The organism is Salinarimonas sp. NSM (assembly GCF_052380005.1).
In the GTDB taxonomy this organism is placed as follows: Bacteria; Pseudomonadota; Alphaproteobacteria; order Rhizobiales; family Beijerinckiaceae; genus Salinarimonas.
In genome coordinates, this window is sequence record NZ_JBQTCJ010000007.1 from 59,837 (window position 1) to 74,534 (window position 14,698).

5 protein-coding genes are annotated in these 14,698 nt (G+C 72.1%); all 5 read left to right on the forward strand.

Annotated elements, in window-relative coordinates; genetic code table 11:
- The first annotated feature begins 18 nt into the window (after positions 1–18).
- The 5 genes from ACTZWW_RS04950 (at position 19) to ACTZWW_RS04970 (ending at position 14,696) form a co-directional block, all read left to right on the forward strand.
- Positions 19–7,560, forward strand: coding sequence for a sacsin N-terminal ATP-binding-like domain-containing protein (locus ACTZWW_RS04950; protein WP_444779832.1), 7,542 nt, complete (start codon positions 19–21; stop codon positions 7,558–7,560).
- On the forward strand, positions 7,557–10,232 hold the full coding sequence (locus ACTZWW_RS04955) for a DEAD/DEAH box helicase (RefSeq protein WP_444779833.1): 2,676 nt from the start codon (positions 7,557–7,559) through the stop codon (positions 10,230–10,232). Before ACTZWW_RS04950 ends, ACTZWW_RS04955 begins: the two co-directional genes overlap by 4 nt.
- An 82-nt stretch (positions 10,233–10,314) precedes the next feature.
- Positions 10,315–12,441 (forward strand): anti-phage ZorAB system protein ZorA, encoded by a 2,127-nt coding sequence (gene zorA, locus ACTZWW_RS04960; RefSeq protein ID WP_444779834.1) that lies wholly within the window; start codon positions 10,315–10,317, stop codon positions 12,439–12,441.
- 12 nt (positions 12,442–12,453) lie between these two features.
- Positions 12,454–13,317: an OmpA/MotB family protein gene (locus ACTZWW_RS04965; RefSeq protein WP_444779835.1), complete on the forward strand. Its 864-nt coding sequence runs from the start codon at positions 12,454–12,456 to the stop codon at positions 13,315–13,317.
- A complete protein-coding gene (locus ACTZWW_RS04970; RefSeq protein WP_444779836.1) occupies positions 13,314–14,696 on the forward strand; it encodes an EH signature domain-containing protein in 1,383 nt (460 codons plus the stop codon). The genes ACTZWW_RS04965 and ACTZWW_RS04970 overlap by 4 nt, the downstream gene beginning before the upstream one ends.
- Positions 14,697–14,698: the final 2 nt, after the last annotated feature.

Here is a 14,698-nt window from a genome sequence, read left to right on the forward strand (position 1 = left end):
TGCGAAAGCGACGATATCATGCCGGCTTACGAGCTCGATCACAGCGCCGCCATCAACGCGATCCGCAACGATCTGAAGGATCGCTACCGTACGCGTTTTACGATCTTAAAGGAGCTGATCCAGAATGCGGACGACGCGCAAGCCGGGAGGTTCACCCTGCATCTGCTCGCGCGCCTGGACGCCGAGGCCGAGAATGCTCTGCTGCGGGGGCCGGGGCTGCTCGTCGTCAACGACGGCGTCTTCGAGTCGAAGCACGCAAAAGGGATCAAGCACCTCTCAGCGAGCAGCAAAACGCAGGACGCCCGCAGCGCCGGGAAGTTCGGCCTGGGGCAGAAGGCGGTGTTCCACCTCTGCGACGCGTTCGTGGTCGCGCCGTTCGGGCATGCGGGAGACTCCGCCCCGTTCGTGGTAAATCCGTTCCTCGGCATCGAGGCGGCGGCGGCGACCACCGAAGCCTGGGACGACGTCGCGTCGGATCTGGCTCGGATAGAGCGCGCGACGCGGGCCCTCGGCTTTCCGGAGCGCGCCCTCGCACTGTGGCTGCCCCTGCGGCGCCGCGACCTGCGGCCCGGCGAGCGGCTGACCTTCGCCGAGCCGTGCTTCGACGCGCAGGAGGACCGGCAGCGCCTGATGGAGGATTTCCTCCGCGACCCGGGCGAGCTCGCGCTCATCCTCGCGGCGTCGCGCCATCTGGAGCGTCTCGAGATCGGCTGCGACGGCGCCCTGGCCCTGGCGCTCGACCGCGCCGGGGGGCGCCAGGCGGCGCTGGCAGAGGCGGACGGGCCCGATCTGAGCGCCCGCGAGAAGAGCCCAGATGTCCGCCGCGCGTTCTCGGGCGCGATCACGCGGACGTGGCGCGGCGCCGCCGTGGGCCTGCCCTTCGCCGGCCTGGAGCGTCTCGCCTACGCCGAGCCGAAATTGCGCGCCATCAAGTCGGGCGAGAGCTGGCCGAGCCGGCTGACCGCGGACGCAATGCCCGTACCCGAGAAGGCCGAGCCTCACGCCGCGACGATCCTCGTGCGCACGCCAGCGGATCGGCCGACGCTCGCGATCTCCTGGGGCGTCTTCCTGCCGATCGGCGAGACGGACGCGATCCCGCTCCCCGTCGAGGGGCCGGAGGCGAACACGGCCTATCGCCTGCTTCTGCACGGCTACTTCTTCGTCGACGCGGGACGTCGGGGCATCGACGGGTTCGAGGCGTCCGACGATGCGCCCGCGACCGTGCCGGTCATGTGGAACCGCGCCCTGCGGGATCGCCTCCTGCTCCCGCTCTTGCCGCGCGTCCTCCACGACGCGCTCGAGCAAGGGCTCGTTGGGCCGGCGGACCTGGCGCGGATCGTCGAGGCGCTCGTCTCGCACGCATGGGCCGAACGCCACGGGCGGGCCGTCTGCGCCGACGCCGTGCTGGCGGAGGTCTGGCGCGAGCCCGGCGGGCTCGCCTGGGACGTCCTCGCGCCCGACGCCCGCCTGCGTCCGCTGCCCGCGTCCCTGCTCGCCGGTCCCGATCTCGCGGCGCTGCTACCCGGCCTGGGAGCTTTCGTCGCCGACCGCGACATCGCTATCTGCGCCGCCGATCTACGGGGGCGAGCGCGGGCCCTCCTGCTTCCCGCGCCGGAATGGTCACCCGAGGAGCTGGCGGACCTCCTCGCGCTCGTGCCCCCCTCCGCGCTCAAGACGCCGCGGCTCGCCGGGGCGCTCGTGTCGCTGCTCGAGCTCGCGGGCGTCGCATCCGGAACGGACCCGGTCGGAGCGCGCCTGCGCGCGCTCGTGCGCCGCGCGATGGGCGAGGAGGGATCCTTCGCGCCTGCGGACGCGATGCGCATGATCGTTCGCCGCATTCCGTCCGGCTCCGTCGCCTACATCCCGGACCGGGCCGCGCATCGCGACATCCTCGCCGCCCTCGCGGCCGCCGCCGTCGACATCCTTGTGGCGCGTGAGGAGTGGCGCGCCGACGGCGCCGTGTCGCGCCTGGAGGACCGGGGTGCCCTCCTGCCGCTCCTGCAGGCCCTTGAGTCGTTCGTCGTCGACGAGCGCGACGCCGCCCGCGGGACGGACGCCATCGTCGCCGCCGGCCGACTGATCGAGGCGAGCGGACGCACGCTCGGCGCGCTCGCCAAAGATCCGGCATTTCGGGAGGTGCGCCTCGTTCCTGTGACGCGCCACGCCGACCAGCAGCGCGTCTCGTTGTCCCTCGCCGAACTCGACCGCGCTGCAGAGGTCGACTCAATCTACCTCGGCGTGCCTCCGACACAGACGAATGCGAAGCTGCTTCTCCCGGCGCTCCCGGGGCTCGAGCTCTACGTCGCCGCCGGCGCGCACGCCGACCTCCTGGCGACGCTGAGGAACCGCGATTGGCGCCTGACCACGGACGCGATGGTCGCCTGCGTCGACAGGGCCCGGCGGTTCGGCGAGCCGCCGGCGCGACGCGCGCTCCTGAAGGCGATCGCCACGGACGGCGCGCTCGGCCCGGACCGCTGGGGCGCCGTGCGGCGGCTCGCCGCCGGCATTGCCGAGGCCGGCGACCCTCATGCACGCGTCCACGTCGTCGAACCCGCGCTCGCCCCGCTGCTCGAGCGGGTGATCGTGTCCTCGCAGAACGTGTTCGCCGCGCCCCGCGACGTGGTCGGCGCCATCGACGAGCAAGATCGCCCGGCAATCGGACTCGCGCCGATCGATCCCGAGACGCTGGAGCGCATTCTCCTCGAGGCGCTGGAGGCTGGGCGGCTCGCTCTCTCTCCCGAAGACGCGACGGCGCTGCTGGAGGCGCCGCTCTCGGACACCGTCCTCACCGTCCTTCCCCTACACGAGACGGAAGCGGGCCGCTTCGTCGCGCTCGACGAGACGGTCTGCCGCGCCACGTCGCGCCGCGTGCCCGATGCGCTGAGACCCGTTCTCAAGCGCGTGCGGCCCGCGGCGAGTGCGCGCGCCCGCGCTCAGCAAGAGCGTGTCGTGCCGCCGCACGATGCGCGGGCGGAGCTGCGCGCGGCCCTCGTCGGCATCTCGAAAGGTCTCCTCGATGCCGACGCCTTGCGCGGCGTCGTCCTTGACGCGCTCTGTGATCTCGACGAGCCGCTCGACGGCCGACTGCGCGAGCCTCTGCGTCGGCTCGCCTGGTTGCGGCTGGGCGAGCGGCTCGTGCCGCCGCAGGACGTGCTGCACCTACCTCCGGCGGTCGACGAGGCCTGCCGCCGCCTGCTCGGCCGGGACGACGAGGCGAGCTTCCACGCGGCTGCGAGCTTGCCGGCGCACATGCGTGAGCATCCCGGCTTCGCCCGGCTCCAGCGCGACGTGCTTCCGAGCGAGGCAGCTTCGGTCGGCGCGCTGGCGCTCCAGATCGAGGCGCTCGGCGTGATCGGCCTCCCCGTGGCGTGGGAGGCCACCACCGCGCGCGACCTCGGCACGCTCGCCGCGCACGGCGTCGACCTGCACCTGCCCGGCTGGCCGTTGGCGCGCGCGCTCATGGACGGGCCGGAGGCGGTCGTCGACGGCCGAGCGGCGGTTCTGCAGAGCCTGCTTGCCGTCGAGACCTTTGAGGACCTCGACGCGGCCGCCGAGACCATGGCGGTGCTGACGCGCGCGGCGGCGCAGACGGGGCAGGCGGCCGAGGCGGCGCGGCGCTGTTATCGGCGTCTGTTCGACGCACTCGCCGGCCTGCCTGACGGGCAGCAACGGAGACTCTTCACGCACATCGATGTCCCGACCCGCGACGGATCCTGGCGCAGCGGCCGCGTCGTCGCCGCCAGAGGCCACGGGCTCGCGCCGTCCTGCATTCTGGACGAGGGCTTCGCCGGCGCGCTGGCCACGGCATCGGACGCGGCGGACCGGCCCGAGAGCGGCACCGACCGTGACCAGCCTGGGGTCGTCGATGCCCACGTCCACGGCAGCCTCGATCGGCGCTCGGCCGAGAGCTTCGCCAACTTTCTCGAGCGGCTGCGCGGACGCCTGCCACCGGAACTCGCGCTCACGCTCCTCGCGCTCGCCGGACGCTCCGAGCCGATGCGCGAGGCGATGCGGGCCTGGACCGGGCAGTCGATCTCCGGCGTCGACGATCATGTCGGCCGCATCGACACCGCCCTCGCGCCGGCGCTGTCGGGCTTTCGCCTCGATGAGGAGATCGCCGCGCGACGGATCGTGCTCGAGCCGGCGCTGGAGGCCGTCTCGCGCCAGATCGCGCTGTCCGGCGAGCTGTTCGACGCACCCATCGGGGACGACACGGCGCTCGTCGTCGGCGCCGGCCACGAGAAGGGCGCGCCCGTACGCGGTCCGGACGGCACCTGCCTGCGGCTGCACGTCGTGCAGGTTCAGGCGCGCGCGCTCGAAGGCCGCTCGGCGAAGGAGGTGATCGAGGCGGTGCGCGGGCTCGTGCGCGTCGTCGCCGACGAGTGCCTGGCGCTGCACATGGACGTGCAGCGCGCTGTGGTCGACAGGCTGCCCGGCATGCAGGGCGGCCCGTCGCAGGACCTCGTCGAGCATACGCAGGCGGCGCTGCGGGAGGCGTTGCCGACCCTGCTCCAGCAGATCAAGCCGAAGGCGGACGCGGTGATCGGCCCGCTCGTCGCGCGCTACGAGGCGGCGAAGAGGCGCCGGCTCCTGGCGTCGGGCAAGCCCGATCCGGGCGCTCGAAGCCGCAGCGAGCGTGAGCTCTGGGACGCGCTCGTCCAGCTGCCGGAGGCGCAGGCGAGCCTCCTCGCCCTCGTCCGCCACCGGCTCCAGGAATTCGGCTACGATCCGAGCCGCGCGGTCTTCGAGCTGTTCCAGAACGCCGACGACGCAACCCGCCAGCGCGACGGCGACGAGGCGCCCCGCACCTTTCGTCTGGAGGCGTCGGCGAGCGGATTCGAGGCCGTGCATTGGGGGCGGCCGATCAACGAGCGCGGCCGAGATCGAGAAGCCGGCGAGCGGCTGGGCCATCACCGCGACCTCGAGAACATGCTGATGCTCCACGGCTCCGACAAGCCCGGTGAGCGCAGCACGACCGGCAAGTACGGCCTCGGCTTCAAGGTCGTGCACGCGCTGGCGAGCGAGGTGCGGCTCGCCTCGGCCCTCGTCGGCGTCCGCATCGTGGGCGGCATGCTGCCGCTGCAATGGCCGGAGGGCGCGGCGGCCGCGGCGCGCCACAGGCGCGAAGACGCCGAGGCGACCCTCGTGCGGCTCGACTTCGACGCCGACGCGGTCGCGAACGGTCGGGAGGCGGTCGCCGACTTCGCGGGCGCGGCGCCTTGGCTGCCGCTCTTCGCAAAGGCGGTCCGGCGTGTCGAGATCGTGGAGGAGGAGCGGTCCGTGTCCTTCGAAAGGGCGGATGTCGAGCGGCCGCTCGCGGGCGTTCCCGGTGCGTGCGTCGTCTCGGTTACGGGGGATCGGGCCTACGACGCTTTGATGCTCGACCTGGAGGACGGCTTCCGCATGGCGGTGTCGCTCGGGGAGAGCGGGCCGGTTCGCTTTCCCGATGGTCCGCGCCTGTGGTGGACGGCGCCGCTGGAGCATGCGGTCGCGAGCGGCTGGATGATCGACGGCCCGTTCCGCCTCAGCCCGAACCGCACGGCTTTAGCCGACGATCCGGAGGATCGCGAGGAGGCGTTCGGACGGATGGGCCGGGCGCTCGGACGCCGGCTGACGGATCTCGTGCGCGCGACGTCGGACTGGACGAGCTTCTGCGCGCAGATCGGCCGCGACCCCGGCGAAACGACGCGAACGCGCTTCCTCGAGCGGCTGTGGGGCCTGTTCCGTGTCGATCTCGACGATCCGCTCGCGGAGTATCTGCACCGTGACGGACGCGGCCTCGCAGCCTTGGCGGCGGAGTTTCCCATCGCACCCACCGGCGTGCCGGCGCCGTTCGCGCAACACGTGCGCCTCGGCGACACGATGGTCGAGGCGGTCGGCGCCCTCGCCGACGGGGGCCTTCTGCGCACGCTCGCCGGGCTCGAGATCGCGGCCGGGCTGCCGCCGCTCGTCTCGCGCGCCGCCGCGCACGACCTGCGCGGGCTCGGCGCCGCGCTGCAGCCGCTCGGCATGGCGGGCCTGATCAATCGCGTGCTCGGCGCCGAGGCGCGGGTCTCCCCGGCCGTCGCCGCCGAGCTCGGCGCGCTGGTCGACCCGAGCGCTCTGATGAAGCCGCCGCTCCAGGTCGAGTACTCGGAAGTCCTCGCGGCCGCGCGCCGCGCTCATCTCCGCGACCGATCCGGCGGCTGGCGCCGCGCCGCAGACCTCGTCGCGCCGCGCTCGGGAGACGATGCGGAAAACCTGCGCGCGCGCTTCGCCCCGCCCGACCGCGTGCTGGACGACAGCTACGACCGGGACGCGCTCGGCTTCGTCCTGATCGCCCGTGCAGGCTACGGCCCGAACGGCGACACGCTACGCGGCTGGGCGAGCGCGGCGCAGAGCGCCGATGCGCGAGAGGCGGTGCTTGCCTATGCCGTCGACCACGACGACAGGGACGACTTCAAGAACGCCCTGCTCCGCGATCCGCCGCATTGGATGCGTCCGCTCGACGCGCTCGCGGATACGTCCCTCACGTCCCTATGGATGCGCGAGCGCCGCGACAAGCTGCGCGCCAAGCTGACGGACTATTCCCGAGCGCCCGCGGCCGCGCAGTTCGACGAGTTGATCGGCCCGTTCGAGAACGCCCCGGCCGCGTCGGCGGAGGAGTGTCTCGGCGCGATCTGGGACTGGTGGGAGGAGAACCGGGCGGCGCTCGTGCGGCGCTACGAGGAGCGCACCTATCCCCACGATCTCGCCCCCGCATCGCTTCCCCGCGTCGCCGGGCCGGCGAGCCTCGCCGAGCGGGAGCGCTGGTTCTCCTTCCTCGCGCTCGCCTGCTTCCAGGGCTTCGGCGGCGCGCAGGACGGTCAGCACGGTTCCTTTCTCCGGCTCGCCGCCCGCGAGGGCTGGTGGAGCGAAATCGGACACGCCGATGCGCCGGAGGACCCGACCGTGTGGCACCGCCGCCTGCGCGCGTGGTCGGGCACGGAGGAGGTCGATTTGTCTCACTGGCGCTGGCGCCGCACGCTAATCGACCTCTACAAGATCGGCCGCTGGCTGCCGACCTACGCCTGGATCGCCACCGTCTTCCCGCGTGCGGTCCGGTCGACGGGGCCCGTGAGCCTGTCGAACGTGCTGACGCCTTCCTACTCGCCGATTTTCCGCGAAGCCGGCATCGAGGCCGCGCCGCTGGTGCGGACTTTGGGGCTCGGCGCGAACTGGATGTTCCGCGAGCTCGGGCGGACCGGGTTCTGGAGCGCCGAGGAGCGCGCGGCCGCGGCGCCCTACGGCTGGGCCGGCACGGCGCGGGTGCGCAAGCTCCTGAATCGGCTCGGCGCCCTGCTGGAGGATAAGGCGGACATGGATATGAGCCCCGCGATCTGGCAATTCGTGTCGCAGCGCCTCGGCGACCGTGCGGACGTCCTGCTCCGTGACGGAGACTTGCCCCTGCAGACCATCACCCGCAAGGAGTTCGAAGGCGACCTCGCAGGCTGCCTCCGAGGCGATCCCGACGACGAGCCGTGGGATTTCGTGATCGAGGACGACGAGGGCGAAGGCGTGGCCGAGGAGAGCCTGGCATGACCCCGACCTTCGACCCGGGCGCCGCCGTCCGTCACGATCGCCACGGCGAGGGCGTCGTCGTCGTCCAGACGGGCGATCTCGTCGTCGTCGAGTTCGAGAGCGCGATCCAGCGCGTCCCGGCGGGGGAGCTGAGGCCCGCCGCGAGCCTCGCCACGGCGCTGGCGGGCGGGGCGCCCGGCGATCCGGTCGAGGCGGTTCTGCGCGCGCAGGCGCTCGCGATCGGGTCGGTGAACGATCAATGGGGCGTGTTCTCGCGCTCGCGCGTGCAGATCCTGCCCCATCAGCTCTGGGTCTGCCGCAAGGTGACGAGCGCCTGGCCGTTCCGCTGGCTGGTCGCCGACGACGTCGGGCTCGGCAAGACGATCGAGGCCGGGCTCGTGCTGATGCCGCTCATCGCTTCGGGCCGGGTGCGCCGCCTGCTCGTGCTCGCGCCGGCGAAGCTCGTTCCGCAATGGCGATCGCGCCTGAAAACCATGTTCGACATCCGGCTCCAGCAATACGTCTCCGCCTCCGACAGCGCGCGCAGCAATTTCTGGGACACGGCGACCATGGCGGTCGCCTCCTTCCACACGTTGCGCTCCGACGGGCGCGGCGCGCGCGGTCGCCTGCTCGACGCCGAGGCGTGGGATCTCGTCATCGTGGACGAGGCGCACCACCTCAATCTCGACGAGCGCAGCGGCGATACGCTGGCCTACGGCCTGCTTCGCGAGCTGTGCGACCGCGGCAAGATCGAGAGCCTGATCCTGTTCACCGGGACGCCGCACCGCGGCAAGGACTGGGGCTTCTTCGGCCTCATGAACCTGCTGCGGCCGGACCTGTTCGATCCGCAGGCCGACCGCGCAGAGCAGCTTGCGCGCCTGTCGCAGGCGATGATCCGCAACAACAAGGCGACCGTGACGGACCTGCGCGGGCGTCGCCTGTTCGAGCCGGTGCGCACGCAGAGCCGCGACTACGGCTACTCGCCGCAGGAGCGCGAGTTCTACGATACGCTCAGCGCCTTCATCCTCGATGGCCGCGCCTATGCGACGAGCCTCGGCGGACGCGCGCAGACCGCGCGCATGCTCGTGCTCGTCACGCTCCAGAAGCTCGCCGCAAGCTCCGTCGCCGCGATCCTAAGGGCGCTCGGCAAAAGGCGGGCTAAGCTCGCGGCGATGCTCGCCGGCGCCCGCGCTGGCGGGCCGTCGCAGGCGGGAGGCCCCGAGGAGACCGACGACGAAGACGCCGCCGGCGACTTCGGGGAGCTCCTGCTCGCCGACGAGATCTCGCGCCTCGACGAGCTGCTGGCGTTCGGGCGCGCCATTCCGCGCGAGACCAAGATCGAGCGCATGCTCGGGCTTCTCGAGAACGAGATCGCGGCGGGCGAGCAGGTCCTGTTCTTCACGGAATACAAGGCGACGCAAGCCCTCGTCGTCAACGCCCTGCAGGAGCGTTTCGGCTTCGGCAGCGCCAGCTTCATCAACGGCGACGAACGTCTCGACGGCGTCGCGACCCCGCTCGGTCCGCGCACGCTCTCAGTCGGGCGCGAGGCCGCAGCCGACGACTTCAACGGCGGGGCGGTGCGCTTCCTCGTCTCGACGGAGGCGGGCGGGGAGGGGATCGACCTCCAGGAGCGCTGCTCGACCCTTGTGCACGTCGACATGCCCTGGAACCCGATGCGGCTGCACCAGCGTGTCGGCCGGCTCTCCCGCTTCGGGCAGACGAAGACGGTCGACGTGTTCCTGATGCGAAACCCCGACACCGTCGAGGCACGCATCTGGGACCTTCTGACGGAGAAGCTGCAACGCATCCAGGACGCGCTCTCGAACGCGATGGAGGAGCGCGAGGACATCACGCAGCTCGTCATCGGGATCGCTGGCGACGGCTTCTTCGATGAGCTCTATGCGGGTGCACAGGGCCGGTCTGGGGAGAGCCTCGCCGCCTGGTTCGACGGCGCCGCGAGCACCTTCGGCGGGCGCGACGTGATCGACACGGCGCGCGACCTGTTCGGCAACGTCGCTCGGTTCGATTTCCAGGCGGTCGGTCGCGACGTGCCGCAGGTCGATCTTCCGGCGCTCGAGCCCTTCTTCACCGGGATGCTTGCCCATCACGGGCGACGCGTCGCGCGTGCGGAGGACGGTTCCCTCGCCTTCAAGACGCCCGACGCGTGGCGCAGCCGCTCGTGGAGCGTCGACGAGCGCTACGAGGGGCTCGTCTTCGACCGGACGCTGAAGGGCGAGGGTGCCGCGACCCGCGTCCTCGGGGTGGGACACCAGCTCGTCAACCTCGCGCTCGACGACGCCCGCGCGCTGGAGGTCCGCTCCGCCCGTCTCGAGGGGCTCGACGCGCCGCTCCTCATTGCGTCTGTGCGGGATGCGGTGACCGGGCTCGGCGCGACGGCACGCCGTGTCGTGCTTGGCGCGGCCGAGCGCGACGGTGGCGAGGTCGAGATCTTGACCGACTGGGAGTTGCTTGTTCGTCTCAGCGAGATCGCGACCGGTGGACGCCGCCGCTCTTCCCGCCCCCACGCGGCACAGGGCGCCCCGAGCGATGCGGCGGCCGTGTCCGAACGCCTGCGCGTCGCGCTCGTGCGGAGCCTTCCGACCCGCGTGGGGCTGTTCGCCCGCCCGGAGGCGAACCCGGAGATGCTGCTGTTGCCCGCGAGCGCCTCGGCGACCGGCGAACCATCTGCGTGACCCTCCCGCAATTCAGCCTTTATGGTCGGTCGGAAAGCTCGTAGAGAGAGGCGTTGCAAGCAAAGCGAGCCTGCGTGTCCTCATGACCACATTCCTAGGGCGTTTGCTTTGGGCGGGATCGGTCCGTTCGATCCTCTTTCTCGGTATGGTGTGCGGCGTGTTCTACGGCGTGGCGCTCGTCTGGCCTGCGCTCGACACCCGCGTTCTCGTCGCCACAGTCGAGGCCGCGCTGTTTCGCGGCGAGGTCGACTCGATCAGCGACCGAACCTTCGTCTTCTCTCTGGCCGCGGCGATCGCGGCGGCCGCGGCGGGGCTCGCCGCCGCCTATCTGGCAATGCATGCGATTGTGCTGATGCTAGCGCTGCGCGCGGCGCGCGGGCCGATCGCGCGCTACCCGAATACGGTCGCCTTCGCCGAGGGCTTCTCGACGATTTCGCCGCGCCTGCGCCGCCATCCACTTCTCGGGCACGCCTGGTCGGAATTCGAGGAGACCCTCGTCCTGCCCGAAGAGCCGGGCGGCGTCGTCCGAAACACCATCAGGCCATCGGCCTTCTTTAACATGGCCCTCGCCCGCGAGCGGCTGTTCGGCCTCAAGATGATGGGGGCGATCCCGGGCTGGTTCGTCGGCCTGGGCCTTCTGCTGACCTTCGTCGGCCTCGTCCTCGCCCTGGCCAAGGCCGGTGCCGCGGCGAGCGCGGACGACGCGGATGCCATGCAGCGGGCAACCCGCGAGCTGCTTCAGGTTGCGACCTTCAAGTTCGCGACGTCGATCGCGGGCCTGGGTTGCTCGATCGCCCTCTCGGTGGTGTTCAGGATCTACACGATCTGGATGGAGGGGGCGTTCGATTCGTTCTGCCGTGCCGTCGAGAGCAAGCTCGACTACGCTGCGCCGCAGGCGCAGGCGGCGGAAATGACGCAGCTGATGCGCGACCAAGTCGCCGAGCTGAAGGCAATCAACTCGGAAGCCTTCTTCGCGCGCATGGGGGAAAGCCTCGCGCCGCGCATCGACAGCGCCTTCGCGAACGCCATGTCTCCGGTCGCCACGAGCATCGGCTCGGCGATGGAGCGCCTCGCCACGACGAGCGAGTCCGGCGTCTCCGACCTCGTCGAGAAGTTCACGCAAAGCGTCCAGGGCGGCGCCGGCGCGGAGTTGCGGGAACTCGCGGGCGCGCTCCAGGCGCTGCAGCGCTCGCTCGGCGAGGTCCAGCGCGCCATCGACGCGAGCGGCGCGGAATTCGAGACGCGCATGAACCAGGCCGCGGAGCGCTTGGACGGGCTCGTCTCCGCCGCCGGCGCGACGCTCGGCGAGAACGCACAGCAGAGCCGCGCGGCGTTCACGGCGGTCCTGGAGGACATCCGCAAGACCATGGAGGAGGCGGACACGCGCATCGGCGATGCGCTCGGCGGTGCCGCGGACGGTGCGTCGAGCCGGCTCGAGGAGGCGATGGCGCGGGTGCTCGCGCGGCTCGAAGCCGGCGCCGGTGCGTTCGGCGGCACGCTCGAGAGCTTCGGCGCGACCTTGTCCGGCCAGCTCGACGAGACGCGCGACAAGGCGGCCCAGGCGCAGGCGGCGGCCGCGGCTGCCGTCGCGCAGGCCTCCGCCGAGGCGGCAAAGGCCCTGCGGGACGGTCTCGCCGCCGCCATGGAGTCCATCAACGCGGAGGTCGAGCGCTTCGCGGCCGCGATCCGCGACGGCCACGGCGCGCTCGCCGAGCAGGTGCGCGCGTCGGGCGAGGTCGCCGCGCAGTCGCGCGCCGCGGCGTCCGCCTTCGGCTCGAGCGCCCGCGAGGTCGAGGCCGCGGCGGCGCCGTTCGCGCAGGCCGGCGAGCGGATCGCGGGGGCGAGCGAGCGTTTGGCGAGCGACGTCGCGCGCTCCGTCGCGACGCTGGAGGCCGGGCGACAGGCGGCTCAGGCCCTCGCCGAGGCGCTGACCCGGCACAACGAACAGCTCGCCCGCACCTGGTCGGACTACGCGACCCGGTTCGAGGGCGTCGACCGGTCGCTGGCGGAGGCGCTGCAGGCGATCTCGGAAGCGGGCGCGGTGCAGGGCGAGGTGATCGCCGGGCGGGTGAAGGAGATCGACGCGGCCTTCGCCGCCGCCATCGACAGGCTCGGACCCTCCCTCGAGGCGCTCGGCGAGAACGTCGACCGTCTCGGCGAGGACGTCGAGGCCCTTCGCGAGACGTTCGGCCGGCAGGCCGCCGAGTAGGAGTGAGCGCGCATGCTGGCCGAGGACGAATCCGGAGCCGCCTCCGAGGAAGGCGAGAACTACTTCGTGTCGATGACCGACATGATGATCGGCGTGCTGTTCGTCTTCCTGATCATGCTGATGGTCTTCGCGCTGGATTTCCGCACGCAGACGGATGTGCAGCAGGGCGCGCTGGAGGAGGCGCGCCGGCTCGCCGCAAGCGTACGCGACCTCCAGGCCGAGATCGCCGCCGAGATCGACGCTATCGACGCGGCGGCAGAGGCGCGCCGGGAGCTTCTCCTCGACATCAAGGAGAGTCTCGAGGCCCGTGACATCGACGTCACCGTCAGCCCCGGCAGCGACGTGCTGCGCATCGGCGAGCGGGCGGTGCGCTTCGCCTCGGGCGATCCCGTCCTGCGCGGCGAGGCGGCGGCAAACGTCGCGACCATCGCCGGCGTGCTGGAGACGGCGCTGGAGCCCTATGTCGCCTGCCGCGTGGAAAACGAGACGCCGGCCTGCCGGGAGACGGCCCTGCCGTCGATCGAAACGGTGTTCATCGAAGGCCACACCGATCGCACGGGCCTCGACCGCGCCAACTGGACGCTTTCGGCGGAGCGCGCCGCGAACACCTACCAGGAGATGGCGCGCGCCGCGGGCGGCCTTTCGGCCTATCTCAACCGGAGCGGCGAGCCCGTCCTGTCGATCTCGGGCTACGCCTCCTCACGCCCGATCGACCGCGGCGACGGCGAGACGGCCTTCGCGCAGAACCGCCGCATCGACCTGCGCTTCGTCATGGAGAACGACACGCGCGAGCGCGTCGAGGACCTTCAGCGCCGCACGGGCGAGCTGGAGGGCGAGATCGAGGCCCTGATCCGCGCCATCGAGAGCGAGCCGTGAGCGCCTTCTTGAAAGCCGCGATCCGCGCCGCCCGCGACCGCCCGCCGCCGCCCCGCTTCGCGCCGGTGGCGGCGACGGCGGCTGCCGCCGCGCGCTTGCCGGAGTCGGACGTTGTCGGAGCGCCGCCCGAGGCTGCGGACTACGACGCGCTCGCCCGCGACTTCCTCGCCCGGCTCTCCCGCAACGCCGCCCTCACGGCGCGCGAGCTGGCGAAGCTGCCCTGGTGCCTCTGGAGCACGCAGCCGGCGATCGCCGCGCATCCGGCCGCGCTGACCGCGGCGCTCGCCGCCATCGAGGCCGCGCCCCGTCCGCGACCCCTGCGGGCGCTCGCCGCCTCCTTCCTGATCAGCTTCGACCCCGAGCGTCCCGGCATGCGGGCGGTGGCGCACATGCTGGCGCGTCTGGTCGAGCGGCTCGGGCGGCCGTGGGAGGCGCTGCACGGCCTCTTCGCCCTGTTCGACCCCGGCGCCGGACCGCGCCGCATCGCAGCCGAGGCGCTGGCCCAGCGTCGTGCGCCGAGCGTGCTCCTGCGCGAGCGCGGGCTCGGCCCGCTCGTGGCGCGCTCCGCCTATGCCCGCGCCTGCGCCGGCGAGGCCCTGCGGCTTCTCGCCCGCGATATCACGGTCGCTCCCCAGGACCGGCTCGCGCTCGTGCGCGACCTCGCGCTCGACGAGCGCGGCAAGCTCGTGTTTGAGGACCAGGGCCCGGACGTCGCCGATGCCCTCACGCTGCCCTTCGCGACGAGCCCGCCCGACAAGCCGGTGCGCGACCGCTCCCTCGCGCTCCTCCTCGACCTGTTCAAGGACCCGCGCCTGCCCGATGGCCGCTGGGCGCGGATGCCGCAAGCGGCCGCAATCGTGCGCGGCTGGCTTATCGAGCAGACGCTGCGGCAGTTCCTGGACATCGTGGACCGGGTCAGCCGCGGCCAGGCGCATATGTGGGGGCCCCGGCGCAAGTTCTGGGAGGCAGTCTACCGGGCGGGGCTGATCTCGGAGGCCTGGGTCGTGTTCGAAACGGTTGGGGCGCAGCAGGCGCGCCGCGCCTATGGAAAAGACGTCGCTTTCGCCACCTTCTCGGGCGTTCAGTCCGGGCAGGCAGTCCTGCTCCTGCGGATCGGGCGTGGCGTCGTGGTCGAATGGAGCCACAGCGGCAAGTGCATCGTGCTGAGTGACGGGGAGGCGCGGGACGCGCCTCGGCTCTACCAGCCGGCCTATGTCGCAACGAACCTGAAGTGGCCGAGCGCGACCGACAGCCTCGACCGGGCCGTCTTCGCGGTGACGCACTGGCCTCACGAAGGCGCCGGCAGCTGGCAGCGCAAGGTCGCGCGCAAGCTCCACCAGATGACCGGCGTGCTCGTGCCCGCCTCCGAGTACGAGTGAGC